Here is a 16,971-nt window from a genome sequence, read left to right as displayed (position 1 = left end):
GCGCCAGTCGACCAGATTGCGAATAATGGCCTCACGCCCGCTACGCCCGATGATGTCACCCAGAAACAGCAGTCTCAACAGTCAGTCTTTCATAATGGTTTTGGGATATCGGTCCGGATGATTCCGCATTCAGTCACGATCGTTCTTAATGGAATGTCGTAAGGCCCTGTGGGTACGGAATCGATCTGCTGACCGGAAAAGCCGAAGCCGATCGCCGGAACATTCAGTGCGGCCAGAGTGCGATCATAATAACCGCCGCCATATCCAAGCCTGTAACCGAAACGGTCAAATGCCAGAAATGGAACGAGAATCAGATCTGGAACATCAATGTCCCCTTCGGGATGTGACGTTCCAAAACGACCTGAAATCATGACAGACGCCGACGACCAGCGCCTGAATATCAGAGGAGAGCCTTTGGAGGTGGTTTCCGGCAACAGAACCTGACGCCCGACTTCCGACACAGCATGACACAACGGGCGAAGATCGACTTCTCCAGCCAAAGGCCAAACAGCAGCAATTTTTCGAGCCGGCTGCGCAAGAATTTCTTTCAGGAGAAAAGCGCGCAGCCTTTCCTCGTCAGCGGAAGAAAGCGTCCGCCGGCACTCGGCCATTTTGCGGCGCAGGCTTTTTTTGAGAGTATCGATTTCGGAAGTATGTGGAGCCGCCAAAGCCGTTGGTCTTTTCAGCCCTCCTAGACCTGCAAGTGCAGGTGGGCACCGGTTAACGTGACCAGAGCCACGACAGAGCCAGTTCCCGTAGGAATGCTTATCGGCCCGGGGGATGATTTGCCTGACGCACCAGGCAGCTCCAAAAGCTATATTAGACTGTCCGGCCCGATGTTCAATGCAAACCTTGAAAAATCAGGAGGCACGTTCAAGTTCTGCAGCAAGAAGCTCTGCCTGCCCCGCCAGTCGGGCCAGACGCTCCTGGCGCGCGCCCTCCCGCTGAAGCAGATGTCCGGCCTGCTGGATCTGCGCTTCGGCCTGAGGCGAAATCTGCCGGTGTTTCAGCTCAAAGATTTCATCAGCCATCAGAAGTGCAGCCATCATGAGCGTCTTGGATTCGCTTGCAGCCCCACCCAGACTCCGGGCCCGCTGAAGCCAGCCTTCGACATGACGGGCCATGTCATAGAGATGGGCTTCTTCGCCATCCTGACATCCGACACTATAGACGTAGCCATTAAGACGAATGGATACCTGCCCCATCGGTCAGCCCTCTTTCCTGTTCAGCACGCCTTGGATGCGGGCACACAATGCATCGATATTGGCCGCAAATTCCGAAAGATCCGGCGCAGAATGAAGGGCGCGCTCACAGGCTTCCTTTGCTAGAACATGACGTTCGGAAGCAGCGGCAATCCGCATCATCGCTTCCTCAAGACGCTCAACCGCCTTATCGTCCTGCGTAATACCTGTCTCGTTTACCGCCACGATCTTCCCGTTCATGTAATCATTGCGCCAGTCAGATGCCCAATACAGACCCACTCCGGCCCGTTCCTCAGGAAAGACCCGATCCCGTTGCGGGGTCAAGGACGTCCCTACCCATTCACTATCCTGTTTTCGTCATTTCGTCGCGCCATGAGATGGATCGGATTGTTCGGCTTAAAGGGAAGCATTTCCTTGCCCTTTCCGTCGAAAGCGCAGGCAGCAGCTTTGGCGTTCCCTGGTGGCTGAACATCATGAACGACCATGCAGGACTGTCTATTCTGGATTGCGGCGACTCCCCGGCGGTGGCACGGCAGGCGCTGGATGCCGGGATTGGCTGGGCGATATGCCGGGTCAATGCGGCACAGTTTCGCACTTTGGAGTCCTATGATCAGTACCGCGGACGGATCCTGACACTCAGACCGCCTAGCTCCCGCGCCGACAATCTGCGAGAACATTCCCATGACAGCCTGTGATCTTTACCCCGTTTTACCCGCTGGTTTTGATATGGATGCCGCTTTGGAGGTGCTCCGCGATATTCTGCCGCTGCCTGAAGTCACCGCTCTTCGGTTGCCCTGCGGCTGGACGCCGGAGAAAGCGCAGCTTTCAAGACTGGTGGACCTGCTTCACGCCAATGGTGTCGCCATGATCCCTGAAGTCGGCGTTCCGCTTTCCAATACGCCGGAATCCCTTCTGGGACTCTGCGATGGGCTTCATGTCGCCTGTGTGGAAGATCTGGTCACCCTTCGCAAAACTGTCGGGAGCGATATGCCGATCGGCTGTGCTTGTGACAACCGTGATGATGCCATGAAAGCTGGCGAATCGGGCGCCGATTATGTCGCGTTTCCTGCGGGTGATCTGGAACTGATGAAATGGTGGAGTTCCGTCATGGAGCTTCCGGGCATCACGGAGAACGTCACGACTACGGCGGATGCGTCCTCCGCGATTGCTGCTGGTGCCGATTTCCTTGCCATCCCCCTTCAGTTTGATGGCAAGGACAAAGAGCGGTTTTCAGCGATGGCCGTGCTTGCGGCCGGTTGAAACCTTTTCAGTCGGGATCGGCAGAAGCGCGTCCTGAGTGAAGTAAAGAACACCATTGGATTGCGGGAAAGACTTGCCCCACAGACGGTTGGTCTCCCTCGCTGTATTTTCGAGCAGCAGTTCACCGGTACGCGGAGAAACTTCCACGCCCAGAAGATCGCCGTACAGGGTCTTCAAGCCGATCGCATGTCCATGATTACGGTGGATTGCCCGGCGTAAAGCGGCTTCGTTCCATTTTCCATAAGCAATCGTGTAGCCCAGAATATGGACGAGCTGCCCACGATTGGCCGGAGCCAGAAGCCCACCGGGCCAACGCGCACTCAGACGCTCAAAGGCTGCATTGGGAATCGCAAAAAGCGTGTACGGCCCCGGACCGCTGATCCAAGGCTCCAGCTTCGCCACCTGAATCGCTTTGACGTAGTCGCTGAGTTCCAGAGAACCCGCGATATTTTCATCAAGCGGGCGATCCTCATAAGAAAGCATCGGAGGCGAGTGATAGGCGATCGGGCTGTTAGGCGTCCCGTCCGCACTTGGCTGATAAGCGCCATCGGTGCTTCCCGGCATGGCGGAAGCGCGGGCGCTGATCTGGGTCTCGAAACTATCCTGATAGTTCTTCGTCCAGTCTGTGCCCTGCCAGTCAGGATCGCCACAGGCGGACAGCGTGGCCCCGAGAAGGAGCCCCACGCCGAGTTTCAGCCCCTTCCCCCAACCCGGAAACCGTCCTGAAGGGAAAATATCGAGTCGCACATCCATGCCTGATCGCACCATCCTGTGAGCTGGAGAGACGACCATAGAGCAGGTCGGGTGATTCAGCACCCGTCCCCGCGCATGGTCCATCCGACGACCCGACCGCTGACCAGCTCGAATGTCGTCTGACAGCTCGTGTTGTAATAGGTCGACGGAAAACCGCCACCCCATCCCCCCATGCCGCCCCAGCCGCCACCCCAGCCGCCCATACCACCCCAGCCACCGCCCCAGCCGCCCATACCGCCGCCCCAGCCATCCCAGCCCCAGCCACCACCAGGAGAATACTGCGTCTGGTTATCGATATAGGCGAGGAAGGTGTGGCCCTGTGCATCGTAGTTACGTGTCGGCACACCGAACTGGCGCAGAACATCGACCTCTGAACGGCCCACCATCGAATCCAGCACCTTGCGCTGCTGAAGGGTCGGGACTTCACAGGCGGAAAGGCCCAGCAGCACCAGGACGGACAGCACGCCAATTTTTTTCATCATCATCTTCCCCGACTGTGCCGCTGCAACGCGGTCATGTTCCTCTTTCGACACGTTCTAGCCCTTCTGACGCAAAAGAAGGATTAAAACTCCTGCAAGTTCCGAAAAGATCAGGCCAACCACAAAATGTCACTGATCCTCGGCGCACCTGTCGCCAACATGACCAGCCGGTCAAACCCGAGCGCAATCCCCGAACAGGCTGGCAGGTCCGGCAACGCCGCCAGAAAGGCTTCGTCCACCGGCCAGTCCTGATCCGGTGACAGACCGATACGGCGCTTGCGATCCGTTACAAAACGCTCCCGCTGCTCGACCGGGTCCGTCAGTTCTTCAAACGCATTCGCCAGTTCCAGCCCCCCCACATACAGCTCGAACCGTAGCGCCGCGCGCCCATCCGTCGGGTCCCGTCGCGCAAGAGCGGCCTGTTCAGCGGGCCAGTGCGTCAGGAATGTGGGACGTTCGCGCCCGATCACAGGTTCGACACGCTCCAGCAGAAGCCGGAAAAACAGATCCTCCCACGTCTCCCCATTCCGCAGGCCAACACGCGCCTGTTCGGCAAGGGCTTCGGCGTTTCCAGCCGTTCCCAGCAGATCCGCTCCCACATAGCGCGCAAACGCAGCCTGCATCGTCAGACGCTCAAAGGGGAGTGACAGATCGATGACATCCATCCCCCGATGCACCACAGAGGGCAGAAGCGCCCGGAGAAAATCTTCCGTTTCATCCATCAGGGACGACAGATCCGCACTCGGACGATACCATTCCAGCATGGTGAACTCTGGCGCATGTGTGTTGCTCGCCTCACCATTGCGCCAGACGCGTGCAAGCTGGAACACGGCCCTTCCCGTCGCCGCCACAATCCGCTTCATCGCAAATTCCGGACTCGTATGCAGAAAACGCGGCTCGCGGAAGCCGTCGGGGCGTTCAAGCTCCGTTCTGAAACACCGCAGATGGACCTCTTCTCCCGGAACCGGAACGGCACAGGGCGTCTCGACTTCCAGATAGCCCCGTTCTTCAAAGAAGCTCCGAACGGATTTCACCATCTGCGAACGCCGTTCAAGCAGCGGCAGGCGCTCGGCGATCCGGGCCGAATCAGCGGCTAATCCAGCGGATAATACGGTCATGGCGTCTATCGCTCCTGTTGCAAAACGGGGACCCGCACCGCTAGAGGCATCACATGCACGATATGGTCAAGACAGCCCAAAAGCATTCCGCAAAACGCGCCACCCTTCGCACACCGTCGGACCTGATCGACGCGGGGCTGGCGAACGAGGCGGACCGTTCAGCGCTCGAAGCGGTGGGCGAACGCTTCACGATGGCCATTCCGCCTGCTTTTCAGGACCTGATCACCCATCCGGACGACCCAATCGCCAGACAGGTCATCCCCGATGCGCGTGAACTCGTCACGCTGCCGCACGAAGATACGGACCCGATCGGTGATGATGCGCTCTCGCCAGTCCCCGGAATTGTGCATCGCTATGCCGACCGTGCCCTGCTCAAGCCGCTTCTGGTCTGCCCACTTTATTGCCGCTTCTGCTTCCGTCGCGAACATGTCGGACCTGGCGGCGGCCTTCTGAACGATGCGGAACTCGAAACCGCGCTGGACTGGGTTCGGCAGCATCCCGATATCCGCGAGATCATTCTCACGGGTGGCGATCCGCTCATGCTGGCGCCCCGCCGACTGAAGTACATCGTGCAGTCCCTGTCCGACATTCCCCATATCGAAACCATCCGCATCCATTCCCGCGTGCCGGTCGCCGACCCGGCCCGCATGACGGACGAGCTTCTGGATGCCATGGAAACCGACCGCGCCATGTGGCTCGTGGTCCATGCCAACCACGCCAGCGAACTAACCCCGCAGGCCACGAAAGCCATCCGGACCGTTCTGTCACGCGCCATTCCGGTCCTGTCACAGTCCGTTCTGCTGCGCGGGGTCAACGATACGGTGGAAAGTCTGGAAGCCCTTTTGCGTGCGTTCCTGAAAGCGCGGGTCAAACCCTATTATCTGCATCATCTGGATGCTGCCGCCGGAACCGGGCATTTCCATGTCCCGGTCGAAGAGGGGCAGGCGTTGCTGCGACAGCTCCGCGGGCGTGTGACCGGTCTCGCCTGGCCAACCTATGTTCTGGACATTCCGGGCGGCCGGGGCAAAGTCCCGATCGGCCCGGAATATCTCAAGCCCGGCTCTCCGGGGACGGTTTCAACACCGGACGGAGAGACGTGCGACTTCATCTGAGACGAAAGAAACGCTTACTTCGCTTCGAACATATGCGTGGCGTGCGTGATCGCACCGCCTGCGCGGATGGCAGCGGCCACGAGGGCGATTTCGGAAAGATGGGCGTCCGTTGCGCCCGCTTCGCGCGCCGCTTTCACATGAAGTTCAATGCAATACGGGCACTGGGTCGTCAGGGCGACCGCCACTGCCGCAAGCTGCTTGGTCAGGGCGCTGACAGCCCCTTCCTCGAAAGCCGCGCGATCAAACTGCCAGAAAGCGTCCATGCCCTTGGAGGCATTGGCTTCGAGATGGGAAATGCGCGAGAGGTTCTTCATATCGTACATGCGTCTTCTCCTTGCGTTTCGCCCTGACCCTCAGGACGCACACACAGTCTGACATGACTTGCCCGACGCGCGGCCCCAAGCCCCTTTTCCTTCACACTTTCCTGAAGTCCACGCAGCCCACACATCCCTTGCGCCTTGCTTAGAGGCCCCGTGCGGCGCTAGAAGCCCACAGACGTGACAGAAAATCCCTCCTTCAGGGTCATCAGGACACAAGCATGAAACAGCAAGCCAACCTTATCCGGGCCGGCCAGGTCATCGAGCACGACGGTCGCCGCTGGACGGTTCTCAAGCAGCAGATCATCACCCCGGGCAAGGGTGGCGCCTTCATTCAGGTCGAAATGCGCGACCTCAAGACGGGCAACAAGACCAACGAGCGCTGGAGAACAGCAGATTCCGTCGAGCGCCTGATGACGGAAGACAAGGACTACACCTATTCCTACATGGATGGTGACAATGTCGTCCTGATGGACCCGGAAACGTTCGAGCAGCTGATCCTCGCCAAGGACATCTTCGGCGACCAGTTCGCATTCCTTCAGGACAACATGGCGCTGAACGTCAAGCTGGTCGAAGGCGACCCGGTGGGCGTGGAACTGCCGCCGCATGTAACGCTGGAAATCACGGAAGCCGACCCTGTGGTCAAGGGCCAGACGGCCAGCTCGTCCTACAAGCCCGCCGTGCTGTCGAATGGCGTCAAGACGCTGGTCCCGCCGTTCATCGAAGCCGGTGAGCGTATTGTTGTCCGCACGGAAGACGCGTCCTACGTCGAACGCGCGAAGGACTGATCCATCATGCGTCTCTCCCCGCACATGGCCGTCATGCAGGGTGCTGCGCAGAAGGCCTCGCGCCGTCTGCTCCGTGACTTTGCAGAGGTCGAACAGCTTCAGGTCAGCATCAAGGGCCCGGGAGATTTCGTCTCCCAGGCCGACCTGCGCGCCGAAACCATTCTCCGCGAAGAACTGAGCCGTGCGCGGCCGGGCTACGCCTTCCTGATGGAAGAAAGCGGCGCTTCGGGCGGGGACAACTGGACCTGGCGCTGGATCGTCGATCCGCTGGACGGCACAACGAACTTCCTGCACGGCATTCCGCACTGGGCCATTTCCATCGGTCTTCAGCGCAAACTTCAGGACGGATCGGTCGAACTGGTTGCTGCGGTTGTTTACAACCCGGCTGCCAACGAGATGTTCTGGGCCGAAAAGGGCGTGGGCGCGTTCCTTAACGAACGCCGCCTCCGCGTTTCCGGGCGCCGTAACATGCTGGAAGCCGTTTTCGCGACGGGCATTCCTTTTGCGAAGGTTCCGAGCAGCAGCCGTCTGCCGTTCGCCCGCGTTCTGGGCGCGCTGATGCCGCAGGTTGCGGGAATCCGCCGCTTCGGTGCCGCAGCGCTGGATCTGGCATGGGTGGCAGCAGGCCGCTACGAAGGCTACTGGGAATTCGGCATCAAGCCTTGGGACTGCGCAGCCGGTCTGCTTCTCGTCCGTGAAGCCGGTGGCTATGCGACCGACCCGGACGGAAACGAACTTCACGACCTTCCCGACGACGTCAACGTCGTTGCCGGCAACACCAATCTTCATGGCACACTGCGCGCGCTCGTGCATGAAGCCCTGAACCGGGGTTGATCTACCGGAGCTGACGAAACTGTCCTCACGCCCCATTGCGGGAGTCGTGAGGCGTCGTCTAGGATCGGCCTGACATGAACAGGCCGATCCTCTCCTCCCTTTCTCTGGCGGCCTTTGTGGCCTGCCTCTCGCTGTCCGCCGCGCAGGCACAGGTCACCAGCAATCTGGATGATCTGCCTCAGGCCAGCCCAGCTCCCGCCGCGAAAAAACCGGCTGCTGCTCAACGTACGGCCCACACGTCTGCCGCACATGGCAGCAAAAAGCCGGCTCCCCAGAAATCCGCTGCGACATCCACGCCCGCCCCGACGACTACTCCCGTCAAATCGGCTCCGGCGCATGCAACGGTTCCGGGCGTTCCTCCCGCACCGCCACCGCCCGTCGTACTGCCTCCGCCATTTGTCCCGGTCCAGCTTCATCCGCCGGTTCCTCCGACGGACGTGACGGCCGTTGCCGATGCCGCAAGCCATACGGAATCGCTGCCCGATGGTGGGATGCGCGTTCTGTTCGCATCCGGAAGCGAGGCGTTGAATGCCGATAGTCTCAAAGCACTTCAAGCCTATGGAACCGAACTCTCGCACCACCCGGAAGAGCGGGTCGTGCTGATCGCCCATGCCACACTGCCGGGCGATGACGTGTCCATGCCGCGTCGCATCGCGCTGGCCCGCGCGCTTGCCGTCCGTTCGATCTTCATTCACGCAGGTGTCGCCACGACCCGTCTTTATCCCCGCGCGCTCGGACGTCCTGACGCCGGAGACAGCGCACCTGCCGACCGGCTGGATGTTCTCATCGAGACAAATCCCGTCGACCCACCCTCACCTTCCGCAAACGGCCTGCCGAAATAACATCAGGAAAGACACGCCGTGACACGTCCTACGACCTATCTGCTCCGAATGGCCGTTTTCCTTGTCGCGGTCGGCCTTCTGGCCGCGACAATGGGCACAACCCTGCTTCAGGCCTTCAGCGCGAACCCGAAGCTCGATGCCATTATCCTCGGCGTGCTCCTGCTGGGCATCCTGTGGAACCTGCATGTCGTCCAGCGCCTCATGCCGGAAGTGCATTGGGTTGAACTCCTGCGCCAGCCTCGCGCCGGCCTGGCCGCTCCAAAGCCTCCTCGCCTGCTCGCGCCCATGGCCAGCATGCTGGCAGCCCGCAACCGGACGGACCGCCTGACGCTCTCGACCCAGACTACACAGGCCATGCTCGACAGCCTGTCCTCGCGTCTGGACGAAAGCCGGGAAATCTCCCGCTACATGACTCAGCTTCTGATTTTTCTGGGTCTGCTGGGTACGTTCTACGGCCTTCTGCTGACAGTCAGTTCGATTGCCGGTGTCATTGGCGGCATGTCCGCAGGCGGCGGTGACATGGACGTCATGTTCAACCAGCTTAAGACAGGCCTTGCCGGACCGCTTGCGGGCATGTCCACGGCGTTCTCAGGCTCGATGTTCGGCCTCGCCGGCGCACTGGTTCTCGGCTTTCTGGATCTCACAGCCGGACAGGCCCAGACCCGCTTCTTCAATGAACTGGAAGAATGGCTGGCTGGCGTCACACGCGTCACGGGCAGCACGTCCATCGAGAGCGACGGCGCGCCCGTTCCGGCTTATGTTCAGGCGCTGCTCGAACAGACTGCCGAAAATCTGGAAACGCTCCAGAACGCCGTCTCCCGCAGCGAGGAAAACCGCGTCCGCGAACTGCACATGCTCGACAGCCTTCAAGAACGTCTGCGCGGCATGACAGATCTGCTCGCCGCTAACCAGACGCTCATGACCCGCACCGCCGAAACCCAGACCGCCCTTCTTCGCCACATGGGCGATGATGGTCCGGGCTCTCAGGGCACTGCACTCCTGCGGATCGAGACGCATCTCAGCCGTCTGATTCAGGAGCTTCATGAAGGCCGCGCCCAGACGATCGGCGAGCTTCGCAACGATCTCCGCGTTCTGGCCCGCACGATTGCGGCAGCCTCTGGCAACACGACGCCATCTTCCGGCAGGCAGGACTGATCCATGGCCCGGCGCAGACGCGGATCTCACAACGCCCTTGATGCCTGGCCCGGCTATGTGGACGCTTTGTCCACCCTGCTGATGGTCGTCACCTTCGTTCTGCTCGTCTTCGTCGTGGGGCAGCAATTCCTGTCGGTCTCGCTCTCACGACGCGAACACACGCTCGACGCCCTGCAAAAGCAACTGGCCGAACTGTCGCACATGCTGTCGATGACGGAAGACAAAAATAAAAGCCTGTCCTCAACCGTCGCCACCCTGTCTGACGAAAAACAACACAACCAGGCCCAGCTCCAGACCCTTTCAACCCAGATCGCCGCCCTGACGGGACAGCTTCAGTCGAAAGATCAGGCATTGGCCTCGGCAGACGACACAAGCAAACAGCAGAACAGTAAGATCTCGGACCTTCAGGCTCAGGTTGAAGAACTGACCCGCCAGCTTCAGGCGATCAGGAACGCCCTCGACCTCGAAAAAAAGAACGAGCAGGGCAAAGATGCCCAGATTGCGGATCTTGGTAACAAGCTCAATCTGGCGCTGGCAGATAAGGTCAATCAGCTCAAACGCTACCGGTCAGAATTCTTCGGGCGCTTGCGCGATCTGCTAAAAAACCAGAAAGGCGTGAATATCGTGGGAGACCGCTTCGTCTTCCAGTCAGAAATCCTGTTCCCGCAGGGCAGTGCCGATCTGACGCCGGAAGGCCGCAAGGAAATCACAACCCTTGCCCACACCTTCAAGCAGGTTGCCTCAACGATCCCAACAGATCTTCCATGGATTCTGCGCGTGGACGGCCACGCCGACCGTCAGCCGATCCATAGCGCCTTTCCCAGTAACTGGGAGCTGTCCTCCGAGCGCGCAATCACGGTGGTCAAACTGCTCATCGCCGAAGGCGTGGACCCACGTCATCTGGCCGCGACAGGCTTTGCCGACTACCAGCCTCTGGACGCGGCCACCACACCGGCCGCCTATGCCAGAAACCGCAGGATCGAGTTCCGTCTGACGGATCGCTGATCCCACTCCAGCCTGCCTTTTGACGAAGGCAGGCTTTTACGCAGATCTACTGACATTTCTGCAATAATCCCGTATGTAGCAGCCATGACCGATACCCCGCTCTCCCTTATCCGCAATTTCTCGATCATCGCCCACATTGACCACGGCAAATCGACGCTGGCCGATCGCCTGATCCAGGCCTGTGGCGCGTTGACCGCTCGCGAGATGAAAAATCAGGTTCTCGATTCGATGGAACTTGAGCAGGAACGCGGGATCACCATCAAGGCGCAGACCGTGCGTCTAAGCTATCCGGCAAAAGACGGTCAGACTTACACGTTGAACCTCATGGACACGCCGGGCCATGTCGACTTCGCCTATGAAGTCAGCCGCTCGCTCGCTGCCTGTGAAGGCTCGCTTCTGGTTGTGGATGCTTCACAGGGCGTCGAAGCCCAGACACTGGCGAACGTCTATCAGGCGCTCGACGCCAATCACGAAATCGTCCCGGTCCTGAACAAAATCGACCTTCCCGCTGCTGAACCCGAGCGCGTCCGCGCCCAGATCGAGGAAGTTGTCGGAATCCCCGCCGATGACGCCGTCGAAATCAGCGCCAAGACCGGCATCAATATCGAGGGCGTGCTCGAAGCCCTCGTCCAGCGCCTCCCCGCCCCCACGGGCGATGCCGAAGCGCCGCTTCAGGCCCTGCTGGTCGATAGCTGGTACGACGCGTATCTAGGCGTCATCATTCTCGTGCGCATCAAGGACGGTCGCCTTAAACGCGGCGACCGCATCCGTATGATGCAGACCGGCGCGACCTATCATGTCGATCAGGTCGGTGTGTTCCTGCCCAAAATGCAGACGGTCGAGAGCCTCGGTCCGGGCGAGATGGGCTACATCAACGCCGCCATCAAGACCGTCGCGGACTGCAATGTCGGTGATACCGTTACTCTGGACCGGCGCCCTGCTCCCAAGGCCCTGCCAGGCTTCAAGCCCTCCATTCCAGTGGTCTGGTGTGGCCTGTTCCCCATTGACGCCGACGATTTCGAAAAACTGCGTGACAGCCTCGGAAAACTGCGCCTGAACGATGCGTCGTTCCATTTTGAAGCTGAGACTTCAGCTGCGCTGGGATTCGGTTTCCGCTGCGGCTTCCTCGGCCTGCTGCATCTGGAAATTATTCAGGAACGCCTGTCCCGCGAATTCAACCTTGACCTGATCGCAACGGCTCCGTCCGTGGTCTACAAAATGCATATGACGGACGGTACGTCCGAAGACCTACACAACCCAGCCGATATGCCGGAACTGAGCAAGATCGAAACCATTGAGGAGCCATGGATCAAGGCAACCATCATGGTTCAGGACGAGTACCTTGGCCCGGTCCTGACGCTGTGTTCCGAACGTCGTGGCGTGCAGGTGGATCTGACCTATGTCGGCAACCGTGCCATGGCCGTTTATCGTCTGCCGCTGAATGAAGTGGTGTTCGATTTCTACGACCGCCTGAAATCCATCAGCCGCGGCTACGCCTCCTTCGACTATCAGATGGACAGTTACGAAGAGAGCGACCTGGTCCGCATCTCCATCCTCGTGAACCACGAGCCGGTCGATGCCCTGTCCTTCATTTCGCACCGCACCGTTGCCGAGCAGCGCGGTCGTTCGATCTGCGGCAAGCTCAAGGATCTGATCCCCAAGCAGTTGTTCAAGATTGCCATTCAGGCGGCCATCGGCTCCAAGGTTATTGCCCGTGAAACGATTGGCGCACTGTCCAAAGACGTGACAGCCAAATGTTATGGCGGCGATATTTCCCGTAAGCGCAAACTTCTGGACAAGCAGAAGGAAGGCAAGAAGCGCATGCGGCAGTTCGGCAAGGTCGAAATCCCGCAGAGCGCCTTCCTCGCCGCCCTGAAGATGGACTGATCCCTGCCCCATGTCGAAAAGCGCCGCCATTCTGTTCGTTCACAACGAGGTTGATACGATCGGATGGTGGCTGGCCCATCACGCGACAATCGGTTTCTCGACCCTAATTGTCTGTGACGACCATTCGACAGACGGAACGCGTGCTGCCCTTTCAAATGCCGCTACCCTCTACGACATCCGTGTCCAGTCCGCCGATACGACGCTCCCCACGCGACTGGAACGTCAGACCCGATTCCACGAAAACGCGCTTGCAAAGGGCCGCGACGAATTCGACTGGATGATGATTCTGGCGGCGGATGAATATCTGCATTTCGAGACTGCCCGATCCGTCGCCGAATTTACGGCGGGTGCGAACGAAGCGACAATGGCGATAAACTGGTGCCTGTTCGGCTCTTCCGGCCGCATGACGCCCTCGGCCTTCTCCCCGGTCGAGACCTTCACCCGGCACGGACTTCTCAGTCTGCCGGACCACCGCGTTGTCCGGCATCTTGTGCAACCGCGCCATCTCGATAACAGCCTGCCTGACCCTTTTTCAGCATTGGATAGAAATGCTGTTTGGGACGAAGCGCGGATTCTTCACTTTGCCGCCAGCGACTGGGAAAGTTTCTTCAAGCGGGATTCAAGCGCGATGCCCGAACAGGCCTGGCAGAATTTCGACCGCAATGATGCTGAATATGGCGGCGCAAGCCGTTGGCTACCCGAAAGCCGACGAATCGCCTCTTTCATAACACAGGCGTCGCTGACCGATCTTTACTGGCGCCTCAAGGCCGTCATGACCCATGCAGACAAGCCCATTCTGCAAAAACTCGGCCTGACGCCTGCCCAGCTTTCCGTGTCTTTATCTTCCCGATTACAACCGCAGTTCCGTTTCTGTACACTCGGAGAATCGCAGCGCCTGATGCTGGACATGCAGAGCGGTTCTCTGGTGCCTATCGGAGCAACTGATACGAATTTCGGGCGCTACAATCCGCTCGTCATGGCTCTGGAAGTGTCGGACACTGATATCTGGAACGCATGCCTGTTCGTGGAAAACCCACTACCCGGCCGATATCTCCCTCTCGCAGGTTCACCGACGCTCCTGCCCATGGTGCCGCTCCGTATCAGGATTGCGGAAAATACCGTCCTGTCCCCCGTCAGCGGTGACGAAATCCATATCGCCATCCCCGATCATGCCCTGACGGAAATCGACTCCACAGTTAGCCTCTACAGCCGCATGACACCCTTCATGGTTCTGACGGCAGAAGGCCATAATCTCGCAGGCCTCCTGCGCGGGATCGACAGACTTCCCGCACCCGATGCCAGCGCTCTGGGCTGCGCGATTGCAATGTTGCCGTTCGAGGAAGCCGAGCGCCTGTCCGACGCTTTTCCGGGTGTGGTTCCGAGAAACGTGCGGCCGGCCCGCCCCTCTCAGTCCTGAGAGCCAGTGCTGGTCCGGAACAGGTCAAACGTCATGATGGCTCCTGCCGTAACAGCCTGCCGCCGGGCCGCATCACTCTCATTCAAAGAGCGCTCCAGATGCGCCAGAAATTCCGGCCACTCCCCTTTCTGATGAAAGGCTGACAGATACGCCCGAGGCAAACCTTGCGCCACCCGGGCCGAAAGCACACGACCGCCAAGCCGAGAACCTTCCAGAACATACAGCACACCAAGCACCGTGCCATCACGCTCGGGAAAAACGTCCTGACGCGCAGAAGGAATTTCAAGCTCCATATGCCGCAGATCGTCTTTCAACAACTCTGAGCGTGAACGCCATGCTGGCACGGCATCAGCGTGCCTCGCCAGATATGCCTCGGCAGTCAGAAGCGCACCTGCATGAGCTGTCAGGAACGCACCGTAGGATTCCCGATCGGCAAGATCAAAACGTGAAAAAGCCTCATCGACGGTTTCATGCGCTTGCCGGCTGACACGCCGCAGGTCCGCAAGGCCTGATCCATTCTGGCTGCCGATGCGTTCAACCGTGTCCATTCGTCCTGATCTTCCCGTCCTTGGTGAAACCGTTTCCGGTTCTGTCCGTAATTAGAGTGACTTGCAACGACCAGATCTGTTCCGACACACCACAAATTCCGGAGAAACCCCCTTTGAGCACCGCACCGCCCCGAGCGCCTTCCCCTTCTGACAAACCTCTCGCTGGGCGGGAAAAGCAGCACCGTGGTCTGAAAACCGCGGGCGGTGTTTTCGGAGCGCTGGTGACCGCCCTCATCGTCCTGGTCCTGATCTGGCAGTGGGACTGGTTTGTTCCGTACATCAATCGCAAGGCTACAGCAGCCCTGCAGCGCCCCGTCAGCATTGCACATCTGCATGTTCATCTTGGCTTCAAGCCAACAATTACAGTCGATGATCTGAAAATCGGCCAGCCCGAGGGTTTCAGCAAAGAGAAAGACGACTTCGCCTCCGCTCATGCCATAACCGTCAAAGTCGATGCCTGGCGCTATCTGACGGGCGGTGGCCTCTCCGTGCCACTAATCCGCGTTGATACTCCCAAAGGCGACATTGTCTCGCTAGCCGATGGCACGAACAATTATACGTTCCCCTCATCGTCCGACACATCATCCCAGACAGCGTCATCCTCAACCCCCCTGCCGAAGCTCGGCAAGATCGAGATCAATGACGGCAATATCCATGTGGCGATGGCTAAACTGAAGACGGACATGCACGTCCTCATTCATACCGTCCTCCCGAAAGACGGCGACGACGGGCATATCGTGATCGATCTCGCAGGACGGTATGCCCGCGCGCCGATCACGGGCCATATCGTCGGTGGCGCTCTTTTGGACCTGACAGACACTACACATCCCTATCCGATCGACGGACGCCTCGCCAACGGGCCAACTTATGTCACCCTGCGTGGCACAGTGGATGATCCGATCCATTTTCAGGGCACCAATCTGGCGCTGCACTTCGCAGGGCCAGACATGTCCCTGCTTTACCCTCTCACGGGCGTACCCATTCCCCAGACGCCGCCTTACAGCGTGACCGGTAATCTGGCCTATTCCAACCGGGCGATCCGTTTTCAGAAATTCGAAGGCCGTATGGGCTCTTCGGATATCGGCGGAGACATCAACGTTGATCCGCACCAGAAGCCGATTTTCGTCGACGCAGCCCTGCATTCCCATTCGGTGGATCTGGCCGATCTGGGTGGCTTCATCGGTGCACAACCCGGTGATACGAGAAAAACTGAACCAGCCAGCAAGCGCGTGTTGCCTGACAAGACAATCAATGTGCCGAAACTCAACGCTGCGAACGTCCATCTGACATATCACGGCGAGCATATCCGCAACAAAAACTGGCCTCTGGACAATATTGATACAGAGTTGACCATCCGTGATGGCGCCATAGACCTCAAACACCTGACCTTCGCCACCGGGACAGGCACCATTTCCGCAAACGCCACGCTTGAGCCGACGAAAAACGAACAGTTCCACACCCGTTTCCGTCTGGACGTCTCCCGCCTACCTATCTCACGGATCATGACGTCAAAAGACATGTTCCAAGGCGAAGGCACCATTGGCGGTCACGTAACACTCACTTCGACCGGAAATTCGGTCGCAACCCTGGTCGAAAACGGCGATGGCGGCACGACACTTGTGCTGAATCGCGGGGGTGATGTGACGGCCTTGCTACCCGATCTGCTTGGCCTCAAGCTGGGTTCAGCCATCCTGTCAGCCCTCGGAATCCCTGATCGCTCGAAACTGGAATGTCTCGTGGCCGACCTGCCACTCAAGGACGGCATCGTCCACACCAATTCGATGCTCCTGCAAACCGGCACCACACGGACAATCGGCGCCGGAACTGTCGATTTTCATAAGGACACGCTGGACTACGCCGTAACCACCCGCTCGATCGGACCACAAATCCTGTCGCTGCCCGGCGCAGTCCATATTTTCGGCCCGATCAACAGCCCGACGATCCTGCCCGGTGCGGAACTGGTAGGGCGTGTCGCAGCTTCCGTCGGACTTGGCATTGTCTTCCCGCCTGCAGCTCTGGTCCCGACCATCCAGCTTGGTGTCGGCAAGGGCTCAGCCTGCGAAAAAGCCATTCTGGAAGCCAATGAACACCCCGCTGCCGGGATTGCACCCGGCGCCACAACAGGTTCAGGCCCCAGCGGTGTTCCGCACCCGGCGCGCCCACGGACCGCAACGCATCCACAAGCCCCACATCACCGCCTGTCTCCGGCAGAGGTCCGCAAGGCATGGGAGAAAAAATCGAACCCGAAATGAAA

20 protein-coding genes and 1 other RNA gene (1 of these 21 only partly in view) are annotated in these 16,971 nt (G+C 59.3%); 11 read left to right on the top strand and 10 right to left on the bottom strand.

The features are described from left to right. The 5 genes from ABDK74_RS13135 to ABDK74_RS13115 all read right to left on the bottom strand — a co-directional run. Positions 1–78: the beginning of a TIGR00282 family metallophosphoesterase gene (locus ABDK74_RS13135; protein ID WP_346004116.1), read on the bottom strand. 738 nt of this gene lie to the left of the window's left edge; 78 of the gene's 816 nt are visible here — the first part of the coding sequence; its start codon is at positions 76–78; its stop codon lies beyond the left edge, outside the window. An 11-nt stretch (positions 79–89) separates the two neighbouring features. Next, positions 90–611 (bottom strand): 5-formyltetrahydrofolate cyclo-ligase, encoded by a 522-nt coding sequence (locus tag ABDK74_RS13130; protein ID WP_346004237.1) that lies wholly within the window; start codon positions 609–611, stop codon positions 90–92. A gap of 43 nt (positions 612–654) precedes the next feature. Continuing rightward, a non-coding RNA gene (gene ssrS / locus ABDK74_RS13125) (6S RNA) lies at positions 655–811 on the bottom strand. 49 nt (positions 812–860) lie between these two features. Further along, a complete protein-coding gene (locus ABDK74_RS13120) occupies positions 861–1,205 on the bottom strand; it encodes a cell division protein ZapA (RefSeq protein WP_062027026.1) in 345 nt (114 codons plus the stop codon). A gap of 3 nt (positions 1,206–1,208) precedes the next feature. Then, positions 1,209–1,526, bottom strand: a complete 318-nt coding sequence (locus ABDK74_RS13115; RefSeq protein WP_252349014.1) for a hypothetical protein — start codon at positions 1,524–1,526, stop codon at positions 1,209–1,211. A 53-nt stretch (positions 1,527–1,579) separates the two neighbouring features. On the opposite strand from ABDK74_RS13115, the gene ABDK74_RS13110 reads away from it, so the two are divergent. Both ABDK74_RS13110 and ABDK74_RS13105 read left to right on the top strand, forming a co-directional pair. Next, positions 1,580–1,897: a hypothetical protein gene (locus ABDK74_RS13110; RefSeq protein WP_346004115.1), complete on the top strand. Its 318-nt coding sequence runs from the start codon at positions 1,580–1,582 to the stop codon at positions 1,895–1,897. Next, positions 1,884–2,462, top strand: coding sequence for a thiamine phosphate synthase (locus ABDK74_RS13105; RefSeq protein ID WP_346004114.1), 579 nt, complete (start codon positions 1,884–1,886; stop codon positions 2,460–2,462). Before ABDK74_RS13110 ends, ABDK74_RS13105 begins: the two co-directional genes overlap by 14 nt. On the opposite strand, the gene ABDK74_RS13100 is transcribed toward ABDK74_RS13105, so the two are convergent. The 3 genes from ABDK74_RS13100 to epmA all read right to left on the bottom strand — a co-directional run bounded on the left by ABDK74_RS13100 (position 2,433) and on the right by epmA (position 4,812). After that, the gene (locus tag ABDK74_RS13100; RefSeq protein WP_346004113.1) at positions 2,433–3,215 is read right to left on the bottom strand and encodes a fasciclin domain-containing protein; all 783 of its coding nucleotides are present in this window, start codon (positions 3,213–3,215) and stop codon (positions 2,433–2,435) included. The two genes, ABDK74_RS13105 and ABDK74_RS13100, sit on opposite strands and share 30 nt — an antisense overlap. Positions 3,216–3,271: 56 nt before the next feature. After that, positions 3,272–3,697 carry a hypothetical protein gene (locus ABDK74_RS13095; protein WP_407646541.1) on the bottom strand — a complete coding sequence of 142 codons (426 nt, stop codon included), beginning with the start codon at positions 3,695–3,697 and terminating at the stop codon, positions 3,272–3,274. Positions 3,698–3,804: 107 nt separating this feature from the next. Next, positions 3,805–4,812 carry an EF-P lysine aminoacylase EpmA gene (gene epmA / locus ABDK74_RS13090; RefSeq protein WP_346004112.1) on the bottom strand — a complete coding sequence of 336 codons (1,008 nt, stop codon included), beginning with the start codon at positions 4,810–4,812 and terminating at the stop codon, positions 3,805–3,807. A gap of 53 nt (positions 4,813–4,865) precedes the next feature. On the opposite strand from epmA, the gene ABDK74_RS13085 reads away from it, so the two are divergent. Further along, on the top strand, positions 4,866–5,924 hold the full coding sequence (locus tag ABDK74_RS13085; RefSeq protein ID WP_346004111.1) for a lysine-2,3-aminomutase-like protein: 1,059 nt from the start codon (positions 4,866–4,868) through the stop codon (positions 5,922–5,924). Positions 5,925–5,938: 14 nt separating this feature from the next. Here the strand turns inward: ABDK74_RS13085 and ABDK74_RS13080 are convergent, their stop codons facing one another. Then, entirely contained in the window at positions 5,939–6,247 is a 309-nt protein-coding gene (locus ABDK74_RS13080; protein ID WP_346004110.1) for a carboxymuconolactone decarboxylase family protein, read from the bottom strand. A 215-nt stretch (positions 6,248–6,462) separates the two neighbouring features. Here ABDK74_RS13080 and efp point away from each other — a divergent pair, with 215 nt between their 5' ends. From efp to ABDK74_RS13045, 7 genes are all read left to right on the top strand, one after another. Beyond that, positions 6,463–7,029, top strand: a complete 567-nt coding sequence (gene efp / locus ABDK74_RS13075; protein WP_062110196.1) for an elongation factor P — start codon at positions 6,463–6,465, stop codon at positions 7,027–7,029. A gap of 6 nt (positions 7,030–7,035) precedes the next feature. Then, positions 7,036–7,863, top strand: coding sequence for an inositol monophosphatase family protein (locus tag ABDK74_RS13070; RefSeq protein WP_194254810.1), 828 nt, complete (start codon positions 7,036–7,038; stop codon positions 7,861–7,863). Between the two features lie 74 nt (positions 7,864–7,937). Continuing rightward, positions 7,938–8,705 carry a hypothetical protein gene (locus ABDK74_RS13065; protein ID WP_346004109.1) on the top strand — a complete coding sequence of 256 codons (768 nt, stop codon included), beginning with the start codon at positions 7,938–7,940 and terminating at the stop codon, positions 8,703–8,705. Between the two features lie 18 nt (positions 8,706–8,723). Beyond that, positions 8,724–9,860 carry a flagellar motor protein MotA gene (locus ABDK74_RS13060; RefSeq protein WP_346004108.1) on the top strand — a complete coding sequence of 379 codons (1,137 nt, stop codon included), beginning with the start codon at positions 8,724–8,726 and terminating at the stop codon, positions 9,858–9,860. 3 nt (positions 9,861–9,863) lie between these two features. Beyond that, a complete protein-coding gene (locus ABDK74_RS13055; protein WP_346004107.1) occupies positions 9,864–10,865 on the top strand; it encodes a peptidoglycan -binding protein in 1,002 nt (333 codons plus the stop codon). A gap of 84 nt (positions 10,866–10,949) precedes the next feature. Then, positions 10,950–12,752: a translation elongation factor 4 gene (gene lepA / locus ABDK74_RS13050; RefSeq protein ID WP_346004106.1), complete on the top strand. Its 1,803-nt coding sequence runs from the start codon at positions 10,950–10,952 to the stop codon at positions 12,750–12,752. A gap of 10 nt (positions 12,753–12,762) precedes the next feature. Next, on the top strand, positions 12,763–14,169 hold the full coding sequence (locus tag ABDK74_RS13045; protein ID WP_346004105.1) for a glycosyltransferase family 2 protein: 1,407 nt from the start codon (positions 12,763–12,765) through the stop codon (positions 14,167–14,169). On the opposite strand, the gene ABDK74_RS13040 is transcribed toward ABDK74_RS13045, so the two are convergent. Further along, a complete protein-coding gene (locus ABDK74_RS13040; RefSeq protein ID WP_346004104.1) occupies positions 14,160–14,717 on the bottom strand; it encodes a biliverdin-producing heme oxygenase in 558 nt (185 codons plus the stop codon). The two genes, ABDK74_RS13045 and ABDK74_RS13040, sit on opposite strands and share 10 nt — an antisense overlap. A gap of 221 nt (positions 14,718–14,938) precedes the next feature. Here ABDK74_RS13040 and ABDK74_RS13035 point away from each other — a divergent pair, with 221 nt between their 5' ends. Beyond that, positions 14,939–16,969 (top strand): AsmA family protein, encoded by a 2,031-nt coding sequence (locus ABDK74_RS13035; protein ID WP_346004103.1) that lies wholly within the window; start codon positions 14,939–14,941, stop codon positions 16,967–16,969. Positions 16,970–16,971 lie beyond the last annotated feature (2 nt).

Origin of the sequence: Gluconobacter sp. OJB, from assembly GCF_039638275.1 — a bacterium.
Classification (GTDB): Bacteria; Pseudomonadota; Alphaproteobacteria; order Acetobacterales; family Acetobacteraceae; genus Gluconobacter; species Gluconobacter cerevisiae.
The sequence above is the reverse complement of the archived record's forward strand: the minus strand, read 5'-3'. Positions and strand labels throughout refer to the sequence as shown.